This is a genomic window from Mucilaginibacter sp. (assembly GCF_041660805.1).
Lineage (GTDB): Bacteria > Bacteroidota > Bacteroidia > Sphingobacteriales > Sphingobacteriaceae > Mucilaginibacter.
The window spans coordinates 468770-493614 of sequence record NZ_JBAZVP010000001.1 but is presented as its reverse complement, the minus strand read 5'-3'; the positions used below and the strand labels follow the sequence as shown (position 1 = coordinate 493614).

The window sequence follows — 24845 nt, the reverse complement described above, 5'->3', positions numbered from 1 at the left end:
TTTAAGATGCCCTGGCCAACACGTGTAAATGATTTTTTCCTTTTTGGAGTTCGCGGCTTACCGATGGTATATCCTTTTCACCATATTTTTCTTTTAGTTTTTTGAAGATCTCAAAGCTAAAAGCATCATTCATAGGTAAGTTGTATTTTTCAATTGAATTTGGATGCAATTGCAATTGATCAGCATGCACTACTAAATCCATATGGTTAATGTGAGTAAGGCCAGTGGTTATGTCTGTTTCAAACACAACAAAAGTATCAATTAGCCGCCCATTTTGATCTGTATAGATCACTGTTTCGTTTTCGTTAAACCGTTTCATATTTAGTTGTTATAGTTAAATAAACAGCTCCTTAGTTAAAATGTTTGCCCGAAAAATGAAAATTAAATGAAATTTCCCAGTTTTTAAATTATGGAAATGTGGCACATCACTTCAAAAAGCATTTATTTTAATATAAAGCCGATACTTTTTAGCGTTATATACGTTTTTGCGCCTTTAAAAACAGTTACGGATAAATAAGGTTAATTAATAAAAATGTGGCGATGAAAGAGATAAGGCTAAAAGATAAAACCATAGTAATTACAGGGGCATCAAGCGGTGCAGGGCGCTCGGCAGCTTTTGAATTTGCACCTTACGGAACTAACCTGGTATTGGCGGCAAGAAACGAAAGCGTACTGGAAGAAGTAGCCGCCGAATGCCGCGAACTGGGCGCGCAGGTACTAACCGTTATCACGGATGTAACAGACCCTAAAGCCATGATAAACCTGGCCAATGAAGCTAACATCTGGAAAAACAGGATAGATATTTGGATAAACAACGCAGGGGTGCTTGCCGCGGGCAGCTTTGAAAGTACGCCAATGGAAGTGCATACAAGGGTAATAGAAACCAACCTGTTAGGTTACATGAATGGCACCCATGCCGTACTGCCGTTTTTTAAAGCACAGCAAGCAGGTATTATTATCAACAATATATCAATAGGCGGCTTTTTGCCGGTGCCATATGGCGCTGGGTATACAGCAAGTAAATTTGGGTTAAGAGGCTTCTCTGAAGCGCTTAAGGCCGAGCTTACTCCCTGGCCTGAAATTTATGTATGCGATTTATTCCCTGCTTTTTTAGATACACCAGGGATACAGCATGCAGGCAACTATACCGGCAAGGTATTAATACCATCCCCGCCTGTTTATGACCCTAAACGCCTTGCCCAGGCTATGGTACAAATTGCCGGCAACCCAAAATCAAACACTTACGTAGGCAGCGCTTCGCTCCTGCTTAAGTTATCGCATGCCTTGTTCCCTGAACTGACCACTAAGATCACAGGAACTGTAATTCGCAAATACTTTAAAACTGCAAAAACAATTGTACCAACCAGCGGCAATTTGTTTAACACGGTAGATTATGGCATGAGCACTAACGGCGGCTGGGGAATCCCCGGGAAACCAAAAGCACACCGCAAATATATTGCAGCGGGCCTTGCAGCCGGCTTAGTCGCAGGGTTTTTACTGGTTGGTTTAAGAAAGTAGCGCGGGTTGGCTTATAATTTAATGCTTATTTAATTCTGTTAACCCAGCTTTGATATATTTCTTCTACAGTCTCCTGTAGTGATTTTGTTATGTCCCAATCAGGATAATGTTCCTTCATTTTACGCAAATCGCTATAATAGCATATATGATCACCAATTCTGTTAGTTTCATCATATTTATATTTCATTGGCTTGCCACTTATAGCAGATATCATGTCAAACGCTTCTAAAATAGAGCAGGAGTTATTTTTACCGCCCCCTATATTATACACTTCGGCTACGCGCGGGGCAGCTATAAATTCCTCAATAAAACGCGCTACATCGTAAGAATGTATATTATCCCTAACCTGTTTACCCTTGTAGCCAAAAATAGTATACTCTTTTTCTTCGAGGTTACATTTAATAAGATAGCTTAAAAAGCCATGCAATTCAACCCCTGTATGGTTAGGGCCTGTTAAACACCCTCCCCTTAAACAAGCGGTTGGCATATTAAAATATCTGCCATACTCCTGTACAGAAATATCTGCAGATACTTTTGATGATCCAAATAGTGAGTGTTTGGTTTGGTCTATTCTAAAAGATTCGGCTATGCCATTTTCATAGTTATCATCGTCATAATCAAATCTTTTATCCAACTCAACCATTTTAATTTCATTTGGTGCATCGCCATATACCTTATTGGTTGAAAGATGTACAAACGGAATGGCCGTGCTGTATCTGCGGGTGGCTTCCAGTAAATTAAATGTACCAACTGCATTGGTATCAAAATCATCAAACGGAATAGCAGCGGCCCTGTCATGGCTGGGTTGTGCAGCAGTATGTACAATAGCATCAGGCCTGATCCCGGCTATCAACTTAATGATATTTTCCCTATCCCTTATATCAACTTCATGATGGGTATAAGAAGGTATTGTTTCCTGCAGGCGGGCCTGGTTCCATCGGGTATCGCCCTGTGGCCCAAAAAAAACTGCCCGCTGATTATTGTCTGCTCCGTGTATTTGCCAGCCTAATGCCGAAAAGTGCTTACATACTTCAGAACCAATTAAGCCGGAAGAACCGGTAATCAGAATTTTTTTATTCATAATATTCAGGACAAAACTAAAAAATTATAGCATAATAAGCACCAGTTAAAACCGGGTTAATTAAGAGTTATTTAAAAAAATAAAAGCATTGATGTTTGTTTCTGCACAGTTAAGCGGCAATGCTGCAAGGTTGACAAGACAGGATGCCCGGCCACACTTGTGCTTACGCAAAATAATAAAGCAGATATAGTAAACGGCCCAAATTTAATAAACAGAATCTGGTGCCTGGTAATCCAGGATAAATTCTGCTACTTCTTTTTGCTCATCGGGCAATAGCAGTTTACCACGGTATTCCCAGCGGGCGTTTTCTTTATTTACATTTATCTCACCTAAAAAGTTAGGGTCGTTTTTATCTCCGGGCTCAACAGGCTCACGGGCAGATTTAGTTAAAAAACGCGCGTTGAATATTTTATAGATACCACTTTCCCATAGTCCCCTTTCGGTAACTATTTCTACTTCGCGTTCAGCATCTGTGCCTGAGTTAACTTTTAAGATAACCATAGTGTGTAAAGTTTATAACAGTAAAACAAGCTATGGTTTATCTTGTTTTACCGTTATACGCTATTACCGTAATATTATTCCTCTCCGGTTGCTTTTACTTCGCGCTCAACAGTAACAGTGCATTCGCCAACAAATGCGGCCAATGCGCCAACAGCAGCAAATACCGGTGCAAAAACAGCAGCCACTACACCAATGGTTAATGGAAACGATATCAGCTCTTTACCTGTTTTATCATTTATTGTAACACGGGTTACATTGCCTTCGGCAATGAGTTCTTTTATAGTTTTCAGCAGGTTTTCGCCATGCAGTGAAAAAGTTTCTTTAGTTGTCATGTTAGTGTGGTTTATGATTCTATTTATTAGATATCAATATCCGTAAAAAATTACATCGTAACGCAAATTATTTCTGTAATTAATTAAACAACAGCACTTATTAATAATTAAACCGTGGTTATACATTTTAATTGTAAGGTTCTTTTCTCTTTTTAATACTACTTATTTGTTAAAAACACAATCAAAATCATTTTAATAAGTATATCTTTATAAGTGAAGTGTGAGGCGACATAACCGATATTAATATACTACCTTGATACAGGCATGATTAGCAATAAATGCTTATACAAAATTTTTGAGGCCCTGCCAACGCCAAGTGTGGTGCTTCTGGCTGATGCGCCAAAGTTTACAGTGGTGCAAGCCAATAAGGCTTACCTGGAACTTGCCAACCGTACTAACGAAGAACTTAAAGGCAGGGGATATTTTGAAGTATTTCCTGAAATTGCTTCGCATGGCGTACCATCCTTACAAAAGGTCATCAGTGAACTATTGCCCTATCAAACACCAACCCAACGGTATGAGCTGCCTGTACCCGGCATGCCCGGTTATGAGGTGAAATATTTTAAAGTCTTAAATACCCCGGTGCTGAATGATGATAACGAGGTTGAGTGCATTATCCGTTCTATAACAGATGTTACCGCTTTTGAAACCACTGAAATTGACCTGATAGCATCCCGCAACCAATTTCAATCACTGGTGCAAACTGTTGAGGGTATTGTTTGGGAAGTTGATATGCAAAACATGCAGTTTACCTTTGTGAGCGATCATGTAAAAAACATATTGGGATACACGCCGGAAGAGTGGTTAAATACACCTATTTTTTGGGAAGACCATATCCATCCGAATGACCGTGAACATGCCATAAATTACTGTCACCTTGAAACGCAGCAAAACCGCAACCATACTTTTGATTACCGTATGATAAAAGCCGACGGTAGTTTAGTTTGGATAAAAGATTTGGTATCAGTAATATCTGAAAAGGGTAAACCAAGATGGCTGCGCGGAATTATGGTAGATATTACCTTAGCCCAGCGATTAGCAGGCCTTGACCATTTAGAGAAAACAATACTGGCTTTAAACGCTCAAAAAGACGAGCCGACTAAAAATATTTTACTCGCGTACCTACAAGGGATTGAAGAGCTGTATCCGCAGATACAATGTTCCATTATGCAGGTAAAAAATATGTACCTGCAAAACTGGGCGTCACCATCGTTACCAGAAACCTATTTAAAATCTGTTGAAAATGTACCTATCGGTGAAAATGCAGGCTCATGCGGAACCGCCGCGTTTTTAAAGGAACAGGTTATTGTGAGCGATATTGCTACAGACAAAAGATGGGCTGATTATAAGCAACTTGCACTACTGCATGGCTTACATGCCTGCTGGTCATACCCTATTTTAAATGCGGAGGGGGAGTTAATAGCGGTATTAGGTGTTTATTACCACGAAGAAAAGTTACCGCAGGATGAAGAGCTTAAAGTTATAGAACGCGCTGCGGCTATATTAAAAGTTATTTTAGAGAACCGGCAAAGTTCAGACATTATACATGAAAACTCCATGTTAATGGCACAGGGACAAGAATTAGCCAATTTTGGTAACTGGCGCTGGGATATTCAGCATAATATAGTAAGCTGGTCTGATTCGCTTTATACTATTTATGGCCTAAGCCCATCTACCTTTAAAGCAACTTTTGAGGGTTACCAGGAATTGCTGCATCCGGATGACCGGGCAGTAGTTTATGATCATATCCAAAAAGTACTGATTGAGAAAAAAGATATTGTATTTGAAGAAAGGATCATTCGCCCTAATGGTGAAATAAGGTATCTGCGATCATGGGGACGGCTGCAAACAGATGAAAAAGGTAATGCTGTAAAAATGATAGGCGCGTGTTTAGATATAACCGAAACTAAATTAGCCGAAACCAAACTAAAAGAACTGCACCAGGAACGGGAAGCCCACTTACAGGTATTGGAGGAATCTGAGAAAAAATATAGCAACCTGTTTCATTTGAGCCCGCTGCCAATGTGGGTATATGATGTTGATAGCCTGGAGTTTTTAAGTGTAAATAACGCCGCCATTAAGCATTACGGCTATACCGAGCAGGAGTTTTTAAGCATGACCATTAAGGATATAAGGCCGGAAGGAGAAAGTTCTAAAGTTGATATTGCAATTGAGCTGGCCCGTAAATTAAAAGGGTTTAATAATTTCGGCGTATTTGATCACAAAAAAAAGAACGGACAAATTATTAAGGTTGAGGTACAGAGTAATTATATCCATTTTAATGGCAGAAACACAAGGCTGGTGTTGGCAAATGACGTTACCGAGAGACAGGATCATATTGATGCCATTGAAAAACAAAACAAATGCTTACAGGATATTGCCTGGATCCAGTCACACGTAGTAAGGGCGCCGCTGGCCAGGATAATGGGCCTGATAGAGTTGTTTAAGCATTACAAAAATGCCGATATGGATAAGCGTAACCTGTTGGATAATATCCTGATATCAGCCAATGAACTGGATGGTATTGTTAGAGAAATATCTGATAAAACAGAAGAGATACGGCTACGCAAAACCGTCAATAGCTAATTTATCTTATTAGTTGCATCATCATTCTGTTACTCAATACATTGACCAAAGAAATGGTTTAGTTTTTGCTGTAAATAGTAAAACAAGCTTATGAATATCATCCTTGGAGCATCCGGACAAGTTGGAGGGGCTGTTGTGGCTAATCTTATTGAAAAAGGCGAACCCGTAAAAGTTGTTATCCGTGATAGCAAAAAAGCCGCTGATATTGAAAAACAAGGTGCAACTGTGGCCGTTGCAGATGCCTTTGATCTGCCCGCATTAACTGAAGCTTTTAAAGATGGCACCACCCTGTTTGTATTAACACCTGAAAGCGGCGAAAGTAAGGATGTGTTAGGCGACACAAAAAAAATATTGGAAAACTATCGTAAAGCCGTTGAAGCATCGCCCATAAAAAAGGTAATTGGCTTATCATCAATGGGCGCGCAATACAGTGAAGGTACGGGCAACCTGCTCATGTCATATATGCTGGAGCATGCCTTTGAAGGAATGGACGTAAAAACCACTTTCATTAGACCAGCTTACTATTTCAGTAACTGGATGATGTACCTTGATGTTGCTAAACAAAAAGGCATCCTACCCACTTTTTTCCCTGTTGATTTAGCTATACCGATGATATCACCGCTTGATACAGGCAAAAATGCAGCCGATATAATTACAATGGAAGGTACTGCCGGTAAGATCTATGAACTAAAGGGGCCTATTCTTTACAGCTCAAAAGATGTGGCCAGCGCTTTTGCCGTGGCATTAGGCAAAGAGGTTACAGCAGTACAAACACCGCGCGATGAATGGGGAACGGCCCTGCGGGGAGCGGGCTTTTCTGAAGATGCTATAAACAACTTTATAGATATGACCACAGCTGTAGTTGAAGGTAAATTAAAGAATGAAACTACGGGTGTAACTACATTAACCGGCAAAACTACTTTACAGCAATATATTTTAGACGCGGTAAATCAGGCTGCAGAGGCATAATACTTTCTGCGCAACCAAAAAGCCACGTTCACTCATACAATTAAAGCGGCATCTCTGCGCACAAAATTTTCCGGGTTTAAATACCTCCATGTCGATATAACTATAAACAGATAATGAAAATACATCAGCAAACAATAGAACTTAACCAGCGAAGGCGTGGTTTTCATATTATTACAACTGAAGTGATTAACGCGCTGCCGCAGATAAGCGAATTTAAAACCGGGATTTGCCAGGTATTTATCCAGCATACATCAGCATCATTGTCTATTAACGAAAATGCCGACCCAACCGTAAGGCAGGACTTTGAAATGTATTTTAATAAAACAGTGCCCGAGAACGACCCTGATTACCGCCATGACGATGAAGGACCTGACGATATGCCTGCACATCTTAAAGCCGCCATGCTGGGCAGTTCGGTTACTATTCCTATCCGTAACGGACGATTAGCTTTGGGGACATGGCAAGGTATTTATTTATGTGAGCACCGTAATTACGGCGGCGGCCGAAGCCTGGTAATTACTGCATGGGGCGAATAATCGTTTACATTCATGTCATCCTTTGTCGAAGGATTGTCGCGAATAGCCATTTGAATTGTCGTGATTGCACCTTGCCAATTGTTTAATATTTCTGAAATTTGGTTAACCAAATTAAAACACAATGGAAACCATTGAAATAAAGAAGGACAACAAGCAAATAATTGCAAGTGAATCAATGCTGGAAGATTCTAAATTCACTATGGTATGCCTTAACAGAACGCAAATGAAAGATATTGCCGCAACAAATGTTAAGATAAGCGATGCAAATTTAAGTAACCTGGAAATAGAAGGCGCACAGTTAGGCGGAGCCTATATCCACAACATAGGCATGCCGCCCGAAGGGCATCCGTTTTATGACCCTAATGCCAGGCAACGTCCGTTAAAATTTGAGAATTGCGACCTAAACGGCAGTGAAATAATTAATTGCGATTTAAGTAATGTTACTTTAAGCAATTGCAATACTGCCGGTATGACCATAAATGGCATTTTGGTTGATGATCTGCTAAAGGCTTATAATAAATAAGCAAACGGTATTTTTTACGTTATGAATAAGATTGTTGCATATTTGCAACATTATCAATTATGGAGATCAGCATACTTGCATTCGGCATTGCAAAAGATATATTTGGGGCAATATCGGTAAATATCCAACTGGATAAAGAAGCTACAACAGCCGATTTAAAAACCGTGCTGGAAGCAAAATACCCCAGGCTAAAACAATTAGCCAGCTACATGGTGGCTGTAAATAACGAATACGCCGAAGATAACGGGGCTATAACAGAACGGGACGAAGTGGCAATAATCCCACCGGTAAGCGGCGGATAGAGATTAATTCGGTGAGGACATTGTATTAATTTTGGTGAGGACATTGTATTAATTTTCGGTGGGGACGTTAGATTAATTTCGGTGCGGACGTTGGATTAATTTCGGTGGGGACACCGAAATGGTGGGAGGCATAATCCTAAGCGACGGTGTCTTCACCGCCGCAAAATTATCCACAAGCGGCGGTGTCTTCACCGCTGCAGAATAATATCTTCATCGACGCAGAATTTAATTTTTACATTCTCATCAACACCTAAAAGATAGTTTACCAATGCAAACTCAAATAGAGATACATACCGAACCATTAAACATTCAATCATGTATTGACTGGATCATGTCGCCCGAATCTGGCGGGATAGATGTTTTTATTGGCACTGTGCGTAATGCTACCAAAGGTAAAACCGTATTAAAACTTGAATTTGAAGCTTATAACCAAATGGCTATCAACGAGATGAAAAAGATAGCGCAGCAGGCATCAGACAAGTGGCCGGTGCAAAAAGTATTGATCCATCACCGTACCGGGGCACTGCAGGTTGGTGAAGTACCGGTGGTTATTGCCGTATCTGCCGCGCATCGCGACGCTGCTTTTGATGCATGCAGGTATATCATTGATACCCTAAAACAAAGCGTGCCTATCTGGAAAAAAGAATTCTTTGATGATGGCGAAGTTTGGGTAGCAGCGCACCCTTGATGTCTGAATCAGAATTTTCAGGATTTAAGAATTAACAGAATATTTTATCTAACAATCGCTCGGCTCCAGCCGAGTGATGACTATTATAAGGCCTCCAGCCGCAGCAATTATAAACCATGTCATTGGAGCGCAGCGACGTGGCAACGACATAGTTTACATGTCCTTTAGTCCGCCTTGCAAGGAGAACAATGTAGCTGCTGGCAGCTGCTTTTGAACTAATTTGACAGCTTCTCCACTCCTTTTGCCTGTCGCGCAATAAAACACGTAGGTTTTATCATCATGAAATTCATAAAGGTGCTCCATTAATTCATCAAGCGGAATATGCTTGCCGCCAATGTCGTACACATCACGCTCCTGCCCGGTGCGTACATCAATCAACTCTATAGTATTATTTACCAACCCTTTTTGCAAATCAACAGCTGTAATTGTTGGTATATCTGTGGATTGTTGGATCGTAGTAATATTTACTTTAGTGACTTTGCCTATCTTAATAACACGGCTCTGCATAGTTTGTGCATCAAATACCAATACCTTACCAGCCAACAATTCATCAGCTTTGGCTATGTATTTAATCACCTCGTTAGCCTGCATACAACCAATAATACCGGCCAGCGTAGGTATCACTCCACCCTCCGCGCAATTGGGGATCTGGGTAGCATCAACCTGCGGAAAAAGATCACGGTAGTTTGGGGAACGGGAGCCGTCGGTATTTAACACATTCCACACAGCTACCTGCCCTTCATACTGATAAATAGCGCCATAAACAACAGGCTTACCGGTTAAAACAGCTGCATCATTTAGCAAATAACGGGTCTCGAAATTATCGGTACCATCAACAATAATGTCATACCTCTCAATAATTTGCATCACATTGGCCGATGTGATCTTTATCGTATGCGGCACTAACTTTATACCGGGGTTTTGTTTTTGTAAACGGGTACACGCTACCTCAGCCTTTAACAGGCCTACCTCATCGGGGTTATATAATACCTGCCTGTGCAGGTTGCTGATAGATACCGTGTCAAAATCGGCAATACCTAAAGTGCCAATCCCACTTGCTGCAAGGTACTGAGCCGATGGGCAGCCTAAGCCGCCTGCACCTACTATTAACACTTTGGCTTGCTGTAATTGCTGTTGTGCCGCTTCGCTAAAACCGGGCAATGCAATCTGGCAGCTATATCTTAACCAATCAGGATGCATTTGTAGAAGCTACTTTAGTATGAAGTATCCGTTTGATCCTGTCCAGTTCGTCGGGTGTGTTCACATTGGCTAAGGCATCGTCTTTTGGCGATTGCAGTGAAGTAATATCACTATTGATCAACACCTTACGCGGACAAGAATACCCTTGTGCTAAAAATTGAAGCATAACAGGGTAACTTTTGGGTTCATAAATTGTTATCAGTGGTTCAGGGAATTCATTCTGCGGACTTTGATAGGCAGTTGCAATGGTTGCCGTGTTACGGTTATCAACCAAATGCTGTATTACACCGGCATCTACCAAAGGCAGGTCGCAGGCAATAACCAGCCATGCCCTATCCGGGTTTTCACGAAACGCTGATAGGATAGCGCCATAAGGCCCTAAGCCTGTAAAAGTATCCGGCAGGCTTATGTATTCGGGGGCAATCTCTTTCTGCTGCTCCACATCCCGGCAGGAAATATAAACCTGGTCGCAATGTTCTTTCAGCAGATCGGCCATGTAATAACGCTGCTCTTTACCATACCAGTTTACCGTACCTTTATCAAAACCCATACGGGCACTTTTACCACCGGCCAGCACTAATCCGTTTAAAATGGGTTTAGTTTGCTTTAGTTTATCTTTAAAAAACTCAATAATTTGCAGTGTATCGTTATTTAACCGTAATACAGGGATTTCCTGCCAATTGGGTATGGCTTCTTTTACAAAATCAAATAGTTCACTGGCATTATCGGCCAATAAAAATAACTGCACATTGGTTAACTGGGCTATCCGCTTTTGCAGTGATGCCCGCTTATTAGTATCAATAATTGCCACCTGCGCCTTTGCTTGCTGATGGTTGCCGTTTATCAACACCAGATCCATCGCCGAAAACAATTCCCGTTGCTTAAACGGATCAAGCGGGGCCTCATAATTCAGCTGACTGTAATTTAACTGATCTGTATATTCTAAAACCGCACCGTTAGCCAACCTGCCCGGTAGTTGGATCATATCATCGTTATGCGAGGTATCTGCATACGCGCATTTATATTGATGAGACAAGCCAGTAATTACCTGATCTGCCAGTAATTTAATGACCGTACATGACGCACCTAAAATAGCCCACTCGTTACGGCCAAAATTGCCATTTGCCGGGCGGGCAATGGCGGTATGCTTTTTATGCTCGTTTAAAGTCACGTTTACCTCCTGTTTTAGCTATCAGTTTTGTTTCTTTTATAACTATATCATGGCTCATGGCCTTGCACATATCATATACAGTAAGCGCCGCTATTGATGCCCCTACCAATGCCTCCATTTCTATCCCTGTTTTAGCACTTATACTGGCGGTACATTCAATCACCACTTCATTTTCTGCAGATAATTCAATAGTGACCTTGCAATTATCCATCCCCAACGGATGACAAAGCGGAATCAGGTCGCCGGTTTTTTTAGCGGCCATAATACCTGCAATAATAGCCGTTTGAAACACCGCTCCTTTTTTTGTCTGTAACTCACCATCCACCAGGAGTTGTAAAACCTCATCTGGCAATACTACAACACTGCGCGCCGTAGCCGTACGGTGTGTGATCTGCTTGGCAGATACATCAACCATAGTGGGGTTATCCTGTTTATCTAAATGAGTTAATTTTTGTGATTCCACTGATTATATTTTTTATTACATTGATTTTGATTGACCTGATAACCTTGCAAATCAAAATCCATTAATCTATCAAATCCTATAAATCCCGGTTTAAAATTGGATTACTTTATGTGCCTCGCCTTGTTTAAACTCATTCCGTTCGGCAGGCAGTTCTATAAAGGCATCGGTATCTGCTAAATTAGCAAAATCACCCGAGCCATTTCCTTCTATTGGAGTTGCCATTAAGCTGCCTTTTTCATTAAAGTTAAGCTTTACCTGCAAAAAATACTTTAACTGTGGCATAAACGTAAAATCTTTATCCAGCATAGCATAAACGGGCTGTTTTGGGGGTAAGCCAAGCGTGGCATTTAACCACAACAAAAAGTATCTGTGCAGGCACATAAACGTTGCCACGGGGTTACCGGGGAAGGCGAATACCAACACACCATTATTATGCCTGCCAAACCAAAAGGGCTTACCGGGTCGCTGCTCCACTTTGTGAAACAGTTTTTGCACCTGCGAGTCTTCCAATGCCTGCGGGATATAGTCAAACTTACCCATCGAGATTCCCCCGCTTAACAATATCACATCATAATTTTGCAGGCAGCTTTGGATTTGCTGACGGGTTACTTCCACATCATCCGGGATGTGCAGCATATCCGCATTTAAGCTATGTTGCGTTAAAACGGCTTTAATAGTGTAATTATTTGATCGCCTTATTTGATAATCCGTCGGTATATCGGCAACATCTACTAATTCATCTCCTGATGAGATGATCATCACCCTTGGCAGTTTTTTAACCAATAGCTGTGCCTTACCTACCGATGCAGCTAAACTTATAATTGCCAGTGTCACCAACTGATCTTTAGCAGCTACAATATCGCCTTTAGTTTTATCCTTCCCTTTCAGGTGGATGTTCTGCCCTTTTTTTATCTCGGGAACAATCAGTTTTGCTTCTCCGTTTATAATTTCCAGGTCCTCATAACGGATAATAGTATCAATCGTTGGCGATAATGCAGCACCCGTCATTATCTCAATACATTCATCAGCAGTATCAATAGATACGGGTTCATCACCCGCGGCCTGGGTGGCTTTTATTTTAAATGTGGTAATACCTTGCTCAATAACTTTGTATGCTATCGCGATGCCATCCATAGTTACCCTGTTAAAGGGCGGCAGATCACGGTCGGCTTTTATGTCTTCGGCCAGTACCCGGCCCAGGGACAACTCAAAAGGCACGGCTTCAGTACCATAGTCTTTTAGCTGGGCAAGGATAATTTTTTCGGCTTCTTCTACCGTTGTCATGTTATAATTTTATTAGCCCCCAATGGTGGCCATAGATTCATGAAAATTTGGATTTTCCTTCCGTTTCTGTTCTGCTTGCCAGCCATCTTTTTCACGGCTGTTAAAGGCTGCTCTTAAAGTTTCTTCCAGTTCAATGGTATTTACTCCGGCACGCATCAGGTCTTTTATGTTAAGCACCCCATCATCATACAAACAGTTTTTTAATGTGCCCTGCGGGGTTATACGGATCCGGTTACAGGTACCGCAAAACGTGCGCGAATAGGCTGCTATAATACCTATGCTCCCTTTATGATCCGGGATTTGATAATTGTAAGATGTAGAGTATAGTGGATCAGGCACTTTCTGAATATCCGGGAATGTATGCCGTATCTCATCAAAGATCTTCACATAATCCCAAACAATCCCGCTGTAGCTGTGCCCATCGCCATTAAAAGGCATTTCTTCAATAAAACGGACGCTCACCGGCAGCTCTTTGGTCAATTCAACCAGCGGGATAATATCCTGCGTGTTTTTACCGGCCATAACCACGGTATTTATCTTTACTTCTATATCGTGCTTTAAAAGCTCATGCATGGTTTCCATTACATTAGCAAATTCATCACGGCGGGTAATAGCGAAAAAGCGGTTGGCATCCAGTGTATCCAGGCTAAGGTTTACAGACCGTACCCCTATTTCTTTTAATTCGGCAACATGCGGAGCTGTTAAAACACCGTTTGTAGTAATGCTTAACTCCTTTAATCCGTCAAGTTTTGATAAAGCTGTAAGCAGCTTCATAATATCCTTCCGCACAAAAGGTTCGCCACCGGTTATGCGGATCTTTTCGATACCCATTTTTACCAGTAATGAACAAGCCTGCAGCATTTCCTCGTAAGTCATCAATTCCTTTCGTGACAGCCAGTCCAGTCCCTCTTCGGGCATGCAATAAAAGCAGCGAAGGTTGCACCGGTCGGTAACGGCCAGGCGCAGGTAATTGATCTTTCTGCCGTGATTATCTAAAAGCAATTGTCGGATATTTGATTTGTTAACAAATGGCCATAAAGCAAAGTTTTACGGCATGCATGTAAAGTTAGCAATAACTATGTTGATTAATTGTCGTTTTTATAGCATAAAAAGAATATATTAGTTACTTACTACAACTTAAAGTATTAGTTGCTGTTAATTTAGTGATCAAAACTTTTTTATACGTTGAAAGAATTAAAAGACATAATAAAGGCGTTTGATAAAGCGCAAAAGGCCGGCAAGCAAACCGCTTTAGCCACTGTGGTACACGTAGAAGGTTCATCTTACAGGCGTGCAGGCGCACGGATGCTGGTTACCGACGATGGGCAGCTTACCGGCGCAATTAGCGGCGGGTGCTTAGAAGGTGATGCCCTGCGTAAGGCGCGATTGGTTATGGCGCAGCAAAAACCAATGCTGGTTACCTATGACACCACCGACGATGACGATGCCAAATTAGGTGTGGGGCTGGGTTGTAACGGTATTATCCATATATTAATAGAACCTATATATGCTGATGCGGCAAACAACCCGATAGCTTTATTCAAGCAATTTTTAAGCAAACGGGAACCTGTTGTACTCATTACCATATTTTCATTAAACAATAAGCTGGGCCCACAACCCGGCACCTGTGTTTTACTTAACCAGGAAGAGCAAATAACCGGCAGCTTCCCTGATGCTACCATTGAAGAAGCTTTGCTTACAGATGCCAAATTCGTTTTAAAGAACGGCAATTCGGTTACCAAAACATATATCTATCAGGATAAATTCACCTGTTTTATTGAATTGCTGCAGCCTGCTGTTTCGCTTGTATTAGTAGGTGCCGGGAATGATGCTATACCTCTTACCAACCTGGCATCGGTGTTAGGATGGCAGATAACGGTAATTGATGGCCGGGCAAATTATATAACAGCAGACAGGTTCCCTAACGCCAATAAATTAATAGCAGCCAAGCCGGATACAGCGCTGTCTAAAATTTATTTTGACAACCGTACTGCTTTTGTTTTAATGACCCATAACTACAATTATGATATGGCCATTTTAAAACAGCTATTACCATTGCAGCTCCCCTATATTGGGGCGCTGGGTCCCAAAAAGCGATTGAGCCGTATACTGGAAGAATTGCTTGAACAAGGGATTGATATTACCGCCGATCAATTAAGCCGCATTTACGGCCCCGCGGGATTAGACGTTGGTTCTGAAAATTCAGAGGAAATTGCCCTGTCTATTATTGCAGAGATTCAGGCGGTATTAAAAAACAGGAACGGTTCATCATTACGTGATAAAACCGTTATCCATAATCGTAATAACGAGCAGATAGCACAGCAAATGCTGCCCACAGATAACTTTTAATATTATGACAGCTATAGTTATCCTTGCCGCAGGCTCATCAAGCCGGTTTGGTTCGCCAAAGCAAAATGTAAATTATAAAGGCGAAACGCTTTTGCAATTAGCTATAAAAAATGCTTTAGCCGTTAGCGAAACCGTATTGGTAATATTAGGCGCCAACCGCGAATTTATTGAGCATTCTATCAAAGATCAACCTGTAGATATTTTATATAACAGCGACTGGACAGAAGGCATGGCATCATCCATAAGGCTTGCAGCTGATAAATTACAAAGCGATTACCTCCAGATCACATCTGCACTGCTTATGTTATGCGACCAACCCTATGCAGATAAAGCCATTTTACAGCAATTGATAGCTGCCGCTGCAGAAAATGAAAGTGGTATTATTGCAAGCGCGTACAATGATACTTTGGGCGCCCCGGTACTATTTAAAGCTAAATATTTCCCTTACCTGCTTGCCCTGAAGGGTCAGGAAGGTGCTAAAAAGCTAATTTTGCAGCATGCTGATGATGTGCGGTCCGTACCCTTCCCATTAGGGGGTGTTGATATTGACACCATTGAGGATTATGAAAAGTTAGTTTAAGGTCTCAGCCTACAGACCGGTGATTTTTCCTTGCAGCAGCGAAGCATGTAAGACATACAATCGCTCCATCAATTTAGTGTCAAAACACTGTCCACTCAAACATAAATACATCGCAATTTGTTATTTTTAAAACGCCATAATAATGAAACAACAATTTGATGCTGTACTTACCGGTTCGGATACGCCTGTTAACGGAATAGTAACTGAAATTAATAACGGGATTTATGAGTTTAACTCACTCGACGAAAGTTTACAACTTACCATAAGCAGGGATGCCAATGGCCATTGGACAAGGATTACGGGCAGCGAGCCTTACCTGTCTGGCTGGGTTGATGAGCTGGCGGAGCAGATACAATTAGCTACAAATATTTAATATTTAACATAGCTGCAAATATTTAAAGGGAATGGAAAAGCGTGCATTAGGAAGATCAGGAATAAGTGTGCTACCGTTTGTTTTCGGTGGTAATGTTTTTGGTTGGACCGCTGATGAAAAAACATCATTTGGTTTACTGGACGCTTTTGTAGATCATGGTTTTAATTTCATTGATACTGCCGATGTTTATTCCCGCTGGGTACCAGGCAATAAAGGTGGTGAATCTGAAACTATTATTGGTAACTGGTTAAAGCAAAGCGGCAAACGCGATAAAATAGTTTTAGCCACCAAAGTTGGTAAGCCAATGGGCGAAGATAAAAAGGGATTATCAAAAGCTTACCTCACAAAAGCCGTTGAAGATTCATTAACGCGGTTGAAAACCGATCATATAGATCTTTACCAATCGCATGATGATGATAAGGACACTCCTTTAACAGAAACATTAGAAACCTATACCGACCTCATACAACAGGGAAAAGTAAGGGCGATTGGTGCATCAAATTTTAGTGCGGGCAGGGTCCGCGAATCCTTACAGGTAAGTAAGAACAACGGCTTTGCACGTTATGAATGCCTGCAACCCGAATATAATTTATATGATAGGGAGAATTATGAAAAGCAATATGAATCGTTGGCCCGTGAAAATAACCTGGGTGTTATTACCTACTACTCTTTAGCCAGCGGTTTTTTAACAGGTAAATACCGTTCTGAAAGCGATTTGAATAAAAGCCCCCGTGGCGGAGGAATTAAAAAGTACCTTAATGGCCGTGGTTATAGAATTTTGGCCGCGCTTGATAAAGTAGCCGGCGAATATAATGCTACACCGGCAACCATTGCATTAGCATGGGTTATGGCAAGGCCGGGAATTACCGCTCCAATAGCCAGCGCTACCAGTGTGCATCAATTAAAAGAGCTTATTAAAGCTGCCGGAATTAAACTAAGCGGCGAAAGTATCACACTGCTTACCACAGCAAGCAACTACTAAAAAGTAAAAGCCCCCCGGTTTCCCGGGGGGCTTTACCATTATATATATTAGGGGAACTTTTTTTATAACCTTGGGCGTGCAAAGCCGCTTTGTCTTGGGTTTTGGTTTTGAGCAACCTGGCCACCGCCTCTATTATTATCCCTGTCGCGGCCACCACCGTTGTTGTTTGACGGTTGTGACTGGCCTCTATCCCTGCCACGGCCGTTCTGATTTTGCCCACCGTTTTGGCCTGGTTGTGAAGGCTGTGATTTACCACCGCCCCAGCTGCCCCTACCATGATTATCATCGCGGTTTGGCTGATTGTTACCATTGTTTCTTGATGGCTGGTTACCGCCCCAGTTGCCCCTACCGCTATTATCGTTGCGGTTTGGTTGCGATGGGCGGCCACCTCCCCAATTACCTCTGCCATGGTTATCATCGCGGTTTGGTTGATTGTAGCCATTGTTTCTTGATGGCTGGTTACCACCCCAGTTACCTTTGTTACGATCATTACGATTGTTATAATCATTATTACGGCCCGCGTAGTTATTGTTGCCACGGTTCCAATCACGATTGCCATTACCACCCCATTTGTTACGGTAAACATTATGGTTCATATATGGGCGACGGCCCCTTACTTCAAACCTGCGGGCAGTACGCCAGTCGTAGTTACGATAAGCGCCCGGCAGGTAAGCTGCTGATACCCATCTGTTATCGTTATAATAAAAATAACGGTTCAATGGTATGCTATAATAAGCTTCAACCTCAGGTAAATAATAATAATCGTCGCTGTTATCAAAGTCATCATCATAGACAGTTTCTACCGGTTGCGGTGCGGGTACATATACATGGCGGGTTGGAATATTTAAACCAACATGAATTGATATCTGGGCTTTAGCGGTATTATAAACCAATCCACTAAATAATATTGCTGATAGTATAACTGACTTTTTCATAATCTTTAAAATTTATGCATCTATGACACCCGCCAGCGGCAATAGTTTAACCGCAATCAGCAACAATATCACAACACTTAAACATATCGGAATATAATTCTTTAAAACATAGACTTGTCGGAATTATATATTAAAAAATATCCATATTCCAAATACCGGCAATATATTATAATAATTAATCCATAAAATATTTACACCATGACACAGCCTTGTTACCCAATAGCCCCAAACATATTTGGGTATTTAGGGCATAAAAGGTTAAATTTGGATACCAATAATCATCACCCATGAAGAACACCAAATCATTTGCATTCGGCTTGCCTGCATTTGCAGTTGCCGGTTTAATTGTATTTAATGCCTGCACATCAGACCCGGGCAAAAAAACCGCTGATAAACACGCGGCCACTCAAACCACTGAAACGTCTGCAGGTTTAACCCTGCCAACCGGCTTTACCGCAACAGCAGTTGCCGAAAATTTAGGGGGCGCACGCCATATATCTATAACCCCTCAAGGCGAGATCTACGTAAAGCTGGAACGGCCTAACAATGGCAAAAGCGTTTTACTTTTACATGAAGCCGATGGCAAGGCCGAAATTAAAGCCAGCTTTGGCACATATCGCGGTTCGGGGATAAAAGTAAAAAATGGTTATCTGTACACTTCATCAAACGAAGATGTATACCGCTATAAGCTGAATGCTAATAACGAAGTGATTGACCCCGCTAAGCCCGAAACTATTGTTACCGGCTTAATTAACCGCCGTCAGCACGAGGCCAAATCGTTCACACTGGATGATGCAGGTAACCTATATGTAAATATTGGTGCTTACTCTAACTCATGCCAGGTAAAAGACCGCCAAAAAGGTTCATTGGGCCAGCCGGGCTGCCCTATATTGGATTCGGCAGGGGGTATCTGGCAGTTTAAAGCCGATAAATTAAACCAGACTTATAAAGATGGTATCCGCTATGCAACAGGCTTAAGAAATGTTATGGGTTTAGATTGGAATAAGCAAGATAATAAGCTATATGTAATGCAGCATGGCCGCGATGGCTTGCATGACCTTTTTCCTGAAATGTACACCACCAAACAACAAGCTGTTTTACCAGCCGAATGTTTGTACGTTATAAATAAAGGCGATAATGCAGGCTGGCCTTATATTTATTACGACCAGGAGCAAAAGAAAAATATTTTAGCGCCAGAATACGGTGGTGATGGTAAAAAAGAAGGCGATAGTAAATTCATTGATCCTATTGTTGCTTTCCCGGGCCACCTTGCCCCTAATGGTTTGTTATTTTATACCGGCGATCAGTTTCCGGCAAAATATAAAAATGGTGCTTTTATTGCTTTCCATGGTTCATGGAACCGTGCGCCTGAGCCACAGGCAGGTTACTTTGTAGTTTTTCAGCCGTTTAAAAATGGCAAGCCTGATGGCCAATGGGAAGTATTTGCCGATGGCTTTTCCGGCTCTGCCGCAAACACTGCAAGCGGCCGTGCAGAACATCGTCCGTGCGGTTTATCACAAGGCCCTGATGGTTCATTATATGTTACCGACGATTCAAAAGGTACCGTTTATAAGATCAGTTACAAGAAATAAAAAAGACAGATAATCAGAAAGGCCTCCATCAGGAGGCCTTTTTTTGTTTAACCGGTAAGCGTGTATTGATATACAATACCCTGCCGCATTTTAAGTTTTACGCGGTCAATGCTTTCTTCGGTGCTTTCGAGTTGTTCTTTTGTGGTTGCTTCCATGTATGCATTGCGGTATGCCTTCAAAGCTTTATTCCAATCTTTGTTTTTCTCGGCATATAAGCCCAGCAATTCATAAATAGATGATGGGTTAACACCCGGCGTATCCAGCGCTGCTGTTGCAACGTGTTTAACCTGTTTATCCATTTTTAAAAATACAACCAGGCTCAGGTAATGGCTATAGTTATCTGAGAATAACGGATCTATTTCCATACAGGTTTTAAAGTGGTAACCTGCGGTTTGATAGTCCTTTAAATCGTAATAGTATATTTTGCCGATCTGGAAATGCGCACGCGCGTACAGCGGGTCGTTTGTGATCAACTCATTAAGCAAATTCAGTGCTTTTGGTGTTTCGCCGTAAGTCAGCTCGTCAACAGCCTGTAAATACTTCTCTTCAATAGTATAATATGTGTCCATAAAAATTCAAATGTGTAAACCCGTGGCATTAGCCTCAGTATTTGTTCAATAAAAAATAAATTGTGTTCCCTGTGTTAACAGGTGTGCTAGGAGAAGAGTTGGATCCTTGATGCAAAGCTCTTCTGCAGCGTGCCCATGGGCCGCTTATAAGTGTTACAGATAGAGTTATTAAATAGCATCGTTGTAATTATTTGCTGTAAAAGTACGGAATAGAAAGAGGATTTCAAAATACATACAAGTAACGCCCTGTAATACTGGATGGTATCGAAGAATCTGATCAACGGGCGGCAGGTGCCCCGCCCTTGTTGGTGCTGGCACCAACAAGGGCAGAGATTTGATGAGAATAGTAAAAGGCGAATCATCAGAATGGATAAATAAAGAAAATTTGTGTCCGGCAATATTTAGATGGCAAGAAGGTTATGCTGCATTTTCTTATTCACGCTCACAAATTAAAGTCATATCCGAATATATTGAAAACCAGGAAGTCATTTGGCACCCACATATAATTATATCATCAATCCTTTTGTGGCATAAAGCAGCACGCCTATATATTGCACATTAAAATATATTTTATATTATTTAATACTATTATTAATTAATTATAATATTATATTTTTATTTATATGTATCTATGCATAAACATTTTATATATAATTAATATACTAACAACCTAACCTAATATGAAAATAAAATTACTTATTACAATTATTACATCAATTCTGTTAGTTGCTCCATTTGCAATTAAAGCTCAAACGGTTGAGATCTCAGCATCTGAACCCGATGCAAAAATTATTGTTGATGGCCAAAGCTTAGGAACAGGCAATTTAAAAATCAAAGTCCCTAAAAACTCATGTGTTAATGTTAAAATACAAAAAGCAGGTTATTTAAAATACGAGCAAACGTATTGTAACAAAAAAGGGATGACAGAACCTCCCAAAAAGCAGTTTTTTGATATGAAAAAAGACGATGCGGAAGAAGCTTCAATAAAAACAGACCAGGCCAACATTGATTTTTCTATCGAAGTGAGTAAAAAGCAGGATGTAAATGAAGTTTGGAAACGTGCCAATCAAGTTGTAACAGATTATTTTGATGCGATAGAGGTTGCAGATAAAGAGACCTCTTATTTACGAACAGCATGGAGCATTCAAAGTTTTCAGCAAAACACGATCAGAACGCGGTTGATCATTAAGCTTTCTAAAAGCGACCCCTTAACTTATAAAGTTAAGTTGGTAAGCGAATATTCGGGAGGGCCACTTACAAGTGTGAAAGCCGATGAGCAATTTCATGACTGGGACCGTGTATTAAGAAAATACCAGAATGTTATTTCTGATTTTTCAACCCGCTTAGGTAATCAATAAGTTCAGTATAAAATTAAGGTTTTGACGCTCTTAAGGGGTTGTCAAAACCTTAATTATGCTGCCATTTTTTGCGCAGCCTTCACTTTCTCTATCAGGTAATTGTTCATCAGTTCCTTTTCGGAGATGATAACGCTAAAATCTGTAAACTTAACGCCATCCTCAAAAGCATACAGTGTGTAGCCACGCTTGTTGCCGTCATATGCACCCAGTTCAAATACTTCGTCGTAATTTTTTCCTTTGATTTTTGCGCCGCTTACTAACTGGTAAGCGTCTGATATAGTTTGAAATGTGTTGTTCTTCATAGTACCAATGGCTACACAATTATTTTGCCATTATTTACCCAAACCAGTCGAACAGATCATTTTGCTTTAATTTTGACTTTTCTATCGCTGAAACATCTTTTAATATTTCCCCTTCGCCCATTTGTATAATACGCGACCCATAATTACCGGCATCTTTAAGGTTATGGGTAACCAGTATGGCGGTAAGGCTGTATTCTTTAATCAAGTTGTCTGCTATTCGCATCACATTCTCAGCCGATCGCGGGTCGAGCGCGGCGGTAGGTTCATCAAGCAGCAATATTTTACAGGTATCCATTACGCTCATGAGTAATGTAAGTGCCTGCCTTTGTCCGCCGGATAAAGTACCTATAGGTTGCTCTATCTTGTCTTCTAGCCCCATTCCCAGGGTGGCAATCTTATCCTTTACCAGTTTTTTAAAGCTTTCGTTTTTGCCGATGGACAGCCCCTTATACTGTGTACGAATTGCCGCCAGCCGGAAGTTGTCAACAATGCTCAGATCTGCGGCAGTACCTAACAATGGATTTTGAAAAATACGGGCTATCCATTTGCTGCGCTTGTATTCGGGTAAGCGGGTTACGTTATTGCCATCAATAGTAATGGTACCGTTGTCGGGCAAAATATTACCGGCAACTAAATTTAAAAGTGTTGTTTTGCCAGATCCGTTTGAACCTATAATTACTACAAATTCTCCCGCTTTAATATTCAGGCTTACCTTACTGATAGCATTTACCTGGTTAGGCTTACCGGTGTTGAACGTTTTGCTGATATTGGCTATCTCTATCATGCTTTACGGGATGTTAAGCGCGGAAGGCCCACTATCAATAAAACAAACACTGCTGTTACCAATTTCAGCAGGTTGGCATCAACCCCAATGTTTAGCGTAAGGGCCAATACAAACTGGAATATAATAGCGCCTGCAAGTACTAAAATTAAACTTAGCCATACCGATGTTATCTGCAGCCAGTTAATTATGGTTTCGGCAATAATAACAGAACCTAAACCTACTATCACAATACCAATCCCCATGCTTATATCGGCAAAGCCCTGCTGCTGGGCAATAAGGTAACCACTTAAAGCGGTTAAAGCGTTTGCTATAGCCAGGCCAATTATCTTCATCCGGTCGGTATTAACGCCTAAAGCCCGTATCATGGGTTCGCTGTTACCTGTGGCACGCATAGCAATACCAAAATCTGTTTTAAGCAGGTAGCCGATGATCAGCGTTATCCCAACTACAAATACCAATAAGATCAAAAGCGAGTTTTGATTAACGTTATCTATCAGGTTTATTATGGTAAACAAATTAGGCATACTCAACAATGGCATGTTTGACCGGCCCAAAATGGTTAGGTTGATAGAGTATAGCGCCGTCATCACTAATATGCCTGCTAACAGTGCATTTATCTTTAGCTTAGTGTGGATGATCCCGGTAAGGGCACCGGCCAATGCACCCGCAATTAGCACTGCCGGCAAAATAATATAACCGGGCTGATTATGGGTAAGCATAGCGCCTGTAACTACCCCGCCAAGGGTGTAGCTGCCATCGGTAGTAATATCAGGAATGTTAAAGATCTTCATAGAGATATAGATCCCGAATGCGATACCCGCGAAGCAAAGCCCTTGTATTAAAGCGGTTAGGTAAAAATCCATTATTTTACTGCTTCAAAATCTGCAGGTATGGCAATGTTATACTTTTTGGCTGCCGCCGCATTGTACACCCGCTTCCTTATTTTTACCATCTCCAGCTTTAGTCCGCTGGTTTTATGTGTTTTTAAATATTGAGCAGCCTGCAAGCCCGATTGATATCCCCACTGATAAATATCAGCGCCAAAGGCGGCTACAGCACCACGCTGCACTAAACCTGCCTCGCTGGTAAATATGGGAATGTTTTTTTCGTTACAACTTTTCAAAATGGTCTCAAAAGCGGCAAACACGGTGTTATCCGGGTTGGCGAAAAACGCGTCAATATTCTTATTTAACAAGGCCTGTGTAACCAGCTGCGCATCGGCAGATGAATTGAGCGGCAGGGCAATGATCTTTACATTTAATTTTGCAGCCAGGCCTTTTATCCTGTTTAAAGCATCTGCAGACTGTGGCTCAGATTGATTAAATATCATCCCTATAGTTAACTGACCGGCTTTGGGTTTTAGCAGCTTGGGTATAATACTAAAAGATGTATCTATATAATTCAGTTCTTCCATTGTACCAAAAAGGTTTGTTGGGGCTTTGCCCGCGGCATCTGTCACCTTCATCCGCTCGGGCGTTGGCGATACCATTTGAAAGATTGGGATAGTTTTTGTTTTTTGAATAGCAGCCACTGTTGATAGCGTGGTTGAAGTAGCCAGCAGGTCAACCTTTTCTGATACAAAGTAATTCACTATCTGTGTTAGCGTTGGGATACTGCCCTGCGCATTGCGATATTCTATTTTGATATTATTTTTCTCTTCGCTAAAGCCTTCTTTCTTTAACGCATCAACAAAACCCGTTTTAGCTTGTGCTATGGTAGCATCCTCAAAGGCATCAACAAAACCAACAACCGGTAAATTTGATTTTTTAGACGGTGTACAGGAAAAAGCAGCGGTGATAATTAAAGCGACGGATATCAGCTTGAAAAATTTCATTTTACTAAGTTAGCTAATCGGGCTGAAAGCAGA

29 protein-coding genes are annotated in these 24845 nt (G+C 41.3%); 14 read left to right on the top strand and 15 right to left on the bottom strand.

The window, feature by feature from the left end; translation table 11 throughout:
* Position 1: 1 nt before the first annotated feature.
* Positions 2-319 (bottom strand): hypothetical protein, encoded by a 318-nt coding sequence (locus WC743_RS02270; protein ID WP_373010120.1) that lies wholly within the window; start codon positions 317-319, stop codon positions 2-4.
* 221 nt (positions 320-540) lie between these two features.
* On the opposite strand from WC743_RS02270, the gene WC743_RS02265 reads away from it, so the two are divergent.
* Positions 541-1518 carry an SDR family oxidoreductase gene (locus tag WC743_RS02265; protein WP_373010119.1) on the top strand — a complete coding sequence of 326 codons (978 nt, stop codon included), beginning with the start codon at positions 541-543 and terminating at the stop codon, positions 1516-1518.
* Between the two features lie 25 nt (positions 1519-1543).
* Here WC743_RS02265 and WC743_RS02260 read toward each other — a convergent pair whose 3' ends face one another.
* From WC743_RS02260 to WC743_RS02250, 3 genes are all read right to left on the bottom strand, one after another.
* Positions 1544-2599: an NAD-dependent epimerase/dehydratase family protein gene (locus WC743_RS02260; RefSeq protein WP_373010118.1), complete on the bottom strand. Its 1056-nt coding sequence runs from the start codon at positions 2597-2599 to the stop codon at positions 1544-1546.
* A 204-nt stretch (positions 2600-2803) separates the two neighbouring features.
* Positions 2804-3100, bottom strand: coding sequence for a hypothetical protein (locus tag WC743_RS02255; protein WP_373010117.1), 297 nt, complete (start codon positions 3098-3100; stop codon positions 2804-2806).
* Positions 3101-3174: 74 nt separating this feature from the next.
* Positions 3175-3432 (bottom strand): DUF4342 domain-containing protein, encoded by a 258-nt coding sequence (locus WC743_RS02250; protein ID WP_373010116.1) that lies wholly within the window; start codon positions 3430-3432, stop codon positions 3175-3177.
* Between the two features lie 264 nt (positions 3433-3696).
* Here WC743_RS02250 and WC743_RS02245 point away from each other — a divergent pair, with 264 nt between their 5' ends.
* From WC743_RS02245 to WC743_RS02220, 6 genes are all read left to right on the top strand, one after another.
* Positions 3697-6018: a PAS domain-containing protein gene (locus tag WC743_RS02245; RefSeq protein WP_373010115.1), complete on the top strand. Its 2322-nt coding sequence runs from the start codon at positions 3697-3699 to the stop codon at positions 6016-6018.
* Between the two features lie 90 nt (positions 6019-6108).
* Complete coding sequence (locus tag WC743_RS02240; RefSeq protein WP_373010114.1) at positions 6109-6987, top strand: NAD(P)H-binding protein; 879 nt, start codon at positions 6109-6111, stop codon at positions 6985-6987.
* A gap of 113 nt (positions 6988-7100) precedes the next feature.
* Positions 7101-7523 (top strand): secondary thiamine-phosphate synthase enzyme YjbQ, encoded by a 423-nt coding sequence (locus WC743_RS02235; RefSeq protein ID WP_373010113.1) that lies wholly within the window; start codon positions 7101-7103, stop codon positions 7521-7523.
* Positions 7524-7644: 121 nt separating this feature from the next.
* Positions 7645-8046, top strand: coding sequence for a pentapeptide repeat-containing protein (locus WC743_RS02230; protein ID WP_373010112.1), 402 nt, complete (start codon positions 7645-7647; stop codon positions 8044-8046).
* 59 nt (positions 8047-8105) lie between these two features.
* A complete protein-coding gene (locus WC743_RS02225) occupies positions 8106-8348 on the top strand; it encodes a MoaD/ThiS family protein (RefSeq protein WP_373010111.1) in 243 nt (80 codons plus the stop codon).
* A 268-nt stretch (positions 8349-8616) separates the two neighbouring features.
* The gene (locus WC743_RS02220) at positions 8617-9036 is read left to right on the top strand and encodes a molybdenum cofactor biosynthesis protein MoaE (RefSeq protein ID WP_373010110.1); all 420 of its coding nucleotides are present in this window, start codon (positions 8617-8619) and stop codon (positions 9034-9036) included.
* A 153-nt stretch (positions 9037-9189) separates the two neighbouring features.
* On the opposite strand, the gene WC743_RS02215 is transcribed toward WC743_RS02220, so the two are convergent.
* The 5 genes from WC743_RS02215 to moaA form a co-directional block, all read right to left on the bottom strand.
* Complete coding sequence (locus WC743_RS02215) at positions 9190-10236, bottom strand: ThiF family adenylyltransferase (RefSeq protein ID WP_373010109.1); 1047 nt, start codon at positions 10234-10236, stop codon at positions 9190-9192.
* Positions 10226-11407 carry an NTP transferase domain-containing protein gene (locus WC743_RS02210; protein WP_373010108.1) on the bottom strand — a complete coding sequence of 394 codons (1182 nt, stop codon included), beginning with the start codon at positions 11405-11407 and terminating at the stop codon, positions 10226-10228. The genes WC743_RS02215 and WC743_RS02210 overlap by 11 nt, the downstream gene beginning before the upstream one ends.
* Positions 11388-11870, bottom strand: a complete 483-nt coding sequence (moaC, locus tag WC743_RS02205) for a cyclic pyranopterin monophosphate synthase MoaC (protein ID WP_373010107.1) — start codon at positions 11868-11870, stop codon at positions 11388-11390. The genes WC743_RS02210 and moaC overlap by 20 nt, the downstream gene beginning before the upstream one ends.
* Positions 11871-11960: 90 nt before the next feature.
* Positions 11961-13154, bottom strand: coding sequence for a molybdopterin molybdotransferase MoeA (locus tag WC743_RS02200; RefSeq protein ID WP_373010106.1), 1194 nt, complete (start codon positions 13152-13154; stop codon positions 11961-11963).
* A gap of 12 nt (positions 13155-13166) precedes the next feature.
* The gene (gene moaA / locus WC743_RS02195; protein ID WP_373010105.1) at positions 13167-14156 is read right to left on the bottom strand and encodes a GTP 3',8-cyclase MoaA; all 990 of its coding nucleotides are present in this window, start codon (positions 14154-14156) and stop codon (positions 13167-13169) included.
* A gap of 183 nt (positions 14157-14339) precedes the next feature.
* Between moaA and WC743_RS02190 the strand changes: the two genes are divergently transcribed.
* The 4 genes from WC743_RS02190 to WC743_RS02175 all read left to right on the top strand — a co-directional run bounded on the left by WC743_RS02190 (position 14340) and on the right by WC743_RS02175 (position 17438).
* Positions 14340-15503 (top strand): XdhC family protein, encoded by a 1164-nt coding sequence (locus WC743_RS02190; protein ID WP_373010104.1) that lies wholly within the window; start codon positions 14340-14342, stop codon positions 15501-15503.
* Positions 15504-15507: 4 nt separating this feature from the next.
* Positions 15508-16083, top strand: a complete 576-nt coding sequence (locus tag WC743_RS02185; RefSeq protein WP_373010103.1) for an NTP transferase domain-containing protein — start codon at positions 15508-15510, stop codon at positions 16081-16083.
* A gap of 142 nt (positions 16084-16225) precedes the next feature.
* The gene (locus WC743_RS02180; RefSeq protein ID WP_373010102.1) at positions 16226-16456 is read left to right on the top strand and encodes a hypothetical protein; all 231 of its coding nucleotides are present in this window, start codon (positions 16226-16228) and stop codon (positions 16454-16456) included.
* A 31-nt stretch (positions 16457-16487) separates the two neighbouring features.
* Entirely contained in the window at positions 16488-17438 is a 951-nt protein-coding gene (locus WC743_RS02175; RefSeq protein WP_373010101.1) for an aldo/keto reductase, read from the top strand.
* Positions 17439-17500: 62 nt separating this feature from the next.
* On the opposite strand, the gene WC743_RS02170 is transcribed toward WC743_RS02175, so the two are convergent.
* Entirely contained in the window at positions 17501-18373 is an 873-nt protein-coding gene (locus WC743_RS02170; RefSeq protein WP_373010100.1) for a hypothetical protein, read from the bottom strand.
* Positions 18374-18660: 287 nt separating this feature from the next.
* Between WC743_RS02170 and WC743_RS02165 the strand changes: the two genes are divergently transcribed.
* Positions 18661-19965, top strand: a complete 1305-nt coding sequence (locus tag WC743_RS02165) for a sorbosone dehydrogenase family protein (RefSeq protein WP_373010099.1) — start codon at positions 18661-18663, stop codon at positions 19963-19965.
* A 47-nt stretch (positions 19966-20012) separates the two neighbouring features.
* Here WC743_RS02165 and WC743_RS02160 read toward each other — a convergent pair whose 3' ends face one another.
* Entirely contained in the window at positions 20013-20534 is a 522-nt protein-coding gene (locus tag WC743_RS02160; protein ID WP_373010098.1) for a tetratricopeptide repeat protein, read from the bottom strand.
* A gap of 337 nt (positions 20535-20871) precedes the next feature.
* On the opposite strand from WC743_RS02160, the gene WC743_RS02155 reads away from it, so the two are divergent.
* Positions 20872-21096: a transposase gene (locus tag WC743_RS02155; RefSeq protein ID WP_373010097.1), complete on the top strand. Its 225-nt coding sequence runs from the start codon at positions 20872-20874 to the stop codon at positions 21094-21096.
* A gap of 118 nt (positions 21097-21214) precedes the next feature.
* A complete protein-coding gene (locus WC743_RS02150; RefSeq protein ID WP_373010096.1) occupies positions 21215-21892 on the top strand; it encodes a hypothetical protein in 678 nt (225 codons plus the stop codon).
* A gap of 53 nt (positions 21893-21945) precedes the next feature.
* Here WC743_RS02150 and WC743_RS02145 read toward each other — a convergent pair whose 3' ends face one another.
* From WC743_RS02145 to WC743_RS02130, 4 genes are read right to left on the bottom strand one after another with little or no spacing between them, the layout of a single operon-like run.
* Complete coding sequence (locus tag WC743_RS02145) at positions 21946-22194, bottom strand: hypothetical protein (protein ID WP_373010094.1); 249 nt, start codon at positions 22192-22194, stop codon at positions 21946-21948.
* A 34-nt stretch (positions 22195-22228) separates the two neighbouring features.
* The gene (locus WC743_RS02140; RefSeq protein ID WP_373010093.1) at positions 22229-22978 is read right to left on the bottom strand and encodes an ABC transporter ATP-binding protein; all 750 of its coding nucleotides are present in this window, start codon (positions 22976-22978) and stop codon (positions 22229-22231) included.
* Positions 22975-23841 carry an ABC transporter permease gene (locus WC743_RS02135; RefSeq protein ID WP_373010092.1) on the bottom strand — a complete coding sequence of 289 codons (867 nt, stop codon included), beginning with the start codon at positions 23839-23841 and terminating at the stop codon, positions 22975-22977. The genes WC743_RS02140 and WC743_RS02135 overlap by 4 nt, the downstream gene beginning before the upstream one ends.
* A complete protein-coding gene (locus WC743_RS02130; protein WP_373010091.1) occupies positions 23841-24812 on the bottom strand; it encodes an ABC transporter substrate-binding protein in 972 nt (323 codons plus the stop codon). The genes WC743_RS02135 and WC743_RS02130 overlap by 1 nt, the downstream gene beginning before the upstream one ends.
* Between the last annotated feature and the right edge of the window lie 33 nt (positions 24813-24845).

Excerpts from the sequence above, each read along its gene's own strand:
- WC743_RS02270 (WP_373010120.1), bottom strand. The coding sequence starts at position 319 with ATGAAACGGTTTAACGAAAACGAAACAGTGATCTATACAGATCAAAAT.
- WC743_RS02265 (WP_373010119.1), top strand. The coding sequence starts at position 541 with ATGAAAGAGATAAGGCTAAAAGATAAAACCATAGTAATTACAGGGGCA.
- WC743_RS02260 (WP_373010118.1), bottom strand. The coding sequence starts at position 2,599 with ATGAATAAAAAAATTCTGATTACCGGTTCTTCCGGCTTAATTGGTTCT.
- WC743_RS02255 (WP_373010117.1), bottom strand. The coding sequence starts at position 3,100 with ATGGTTATCTTAAAAGTTAACTCAGGCACAGATGCTGAACGCGAAGTA.
- WC743_RS02250 (WP_373010116.1), bottom strand. The coding sequence starts at position 3,432 with ATGACAACTAAAGAAACTTTTTCACTGCATGGCGAAAACCTGCTGAAA.
- WC743_RS02245 (WP_373010115.1), top strand. The coding sequence starts at position 3,697 with ATGATTAGCAATAAATGCTTATACAAAATTTTTGAGGCCCTGCCAACG.
- WC743_RS02240 (WP_373010114.1), top strand. The coding sequence starts at position 6,109 with ATGAATATCATCCTTGGAGCATCCGGACAAGTTGGAGGGGCTGTTGTG.
- WC743_RS02235 (WP_373010113.1), top strand. The coding sequence starts at position 7,101 with ATGAAAATACATCAGCAAACAATAGAACTTAACCAGCGAAGGCGTGGT.
- WC743_RS02230 (WP_373010112.1), top strand. The coding sequence starts at position 7,645 with ATGGAAACCATTGAAATAAAGAAGGACAACAAGCAAATAATTGCAAGT.
- WC743_RS02225 (WP_373010111.1), top strand. The coding sequence starts at position 8,106 with ATGGAGATCAGCATACTTGCATTCGGCATTGCAAAAGATATATTTGGG.
- WC743_RS02220 (WP_373010110.1), top strand. The coding sequence starts at position 8,617 with ATGCAAACTCAAATAGAGATACATACCGAACCATTAAACATTCAATCA.
- WC743_RS02215 (WP_373010109.1), bottom strand. The coding sequence starts at position 10,236 with ATGCATCCTGATTGGTTAAGATATAGCTGCCAGATTGCATTGCCCGGT.
- WC743_RS02200 (WP_373010106.1), bottom strand. The coding sequence starts at position 13,154 with ATGACAACGGTAGAAGAAGCCGAAAAAATTATCCTTGCCCAGCTAAAA.
- WC743_RS02185 (WP_373010103.1), top strand. The coding sequence starts at position 15,508 with ATGACAGCTATAGTTATCCTTGCCGCAGGCTCATCAAGCCGGTTTGGT.
- WC743_RS02180 (WP_373010102.1), top strand. The coding sequence starts at position 16,226 with ATGAAACAACAATTTGATGCTGTACTTACCGGTTCGGATACGCCTGTT.
- WC743_RS02175 (WP_373010101.1), top strand. The coding sequence starts at position 16,488 with ATGGAAAAGCGTGCATTAGGAAGATCAGGAATAAGTGTGCTACCGTTT.
- WC743_RS02170 (WP_373010100.1), bottom strand. The coding sequence starts at position 18,373 with ATGAAAAAGTCAGTTATACTATCAGCAATATTATTTAGTGGATTGGTT.
- WC743_RS02165 (WP_373010099.1), top strand. The coding sequence starts at position 18,661 with ATGAAGAACACCAAATCATTTGCATTCGGCTTGCCTGCATTTGCAGTT.
- WC743_RS02160 (WP_373010098.1), bottom strand. The coding sequence starts at position 20,534 with ATGGACACATATTATACTATTGAAGAGAAGTATTTACAGGCTGTTGAC.
- WC743_RS02155 (WP_373010097.1), top strand. The coding sequence starts at position 20,872 with ATGAGAATAGTAAAAGGCGAATCATCAGAATGGATAAATAAAGAAAAT.
- WC743_RS02150 (WP_373010096.1), top strand. The coding sequence starts at position 21,215 with ATGAAAATAAAATTACTTATTACAATTATTACATCAATTCTGTTAGTT.
- WC743_RS02145 (WP_373010094.1), bottom strand. The coding sequence starts at position 22,194 with ATGAAGAACAACACATTTCAAACTATATCAGACGCTTACCAGTTAGTA.
- WC743_RS02140 (WP_373010093.1), bottom strand. The coding sequence starts at position 22,978 with ATGATAGAGATAGCCAATATCAGCAAAACGTTCAACACCGGTAAGCCT.
- WC743_RS02135 (WP_373010092.1), bottom strand. The coding sequence starts at position 23,841 with ATGGATTTTTACCTAACCGCTTTAATACAAGGGCTTTGCTTCGCGGGT.
- WC743_RS02130 (WP_373010091.1), bottom strand. The coding sequence starts at position 24,812 with ATGAAATTTTTCAAGCTGATATCCGTCGCTTTAATTATCACCGCTGCT.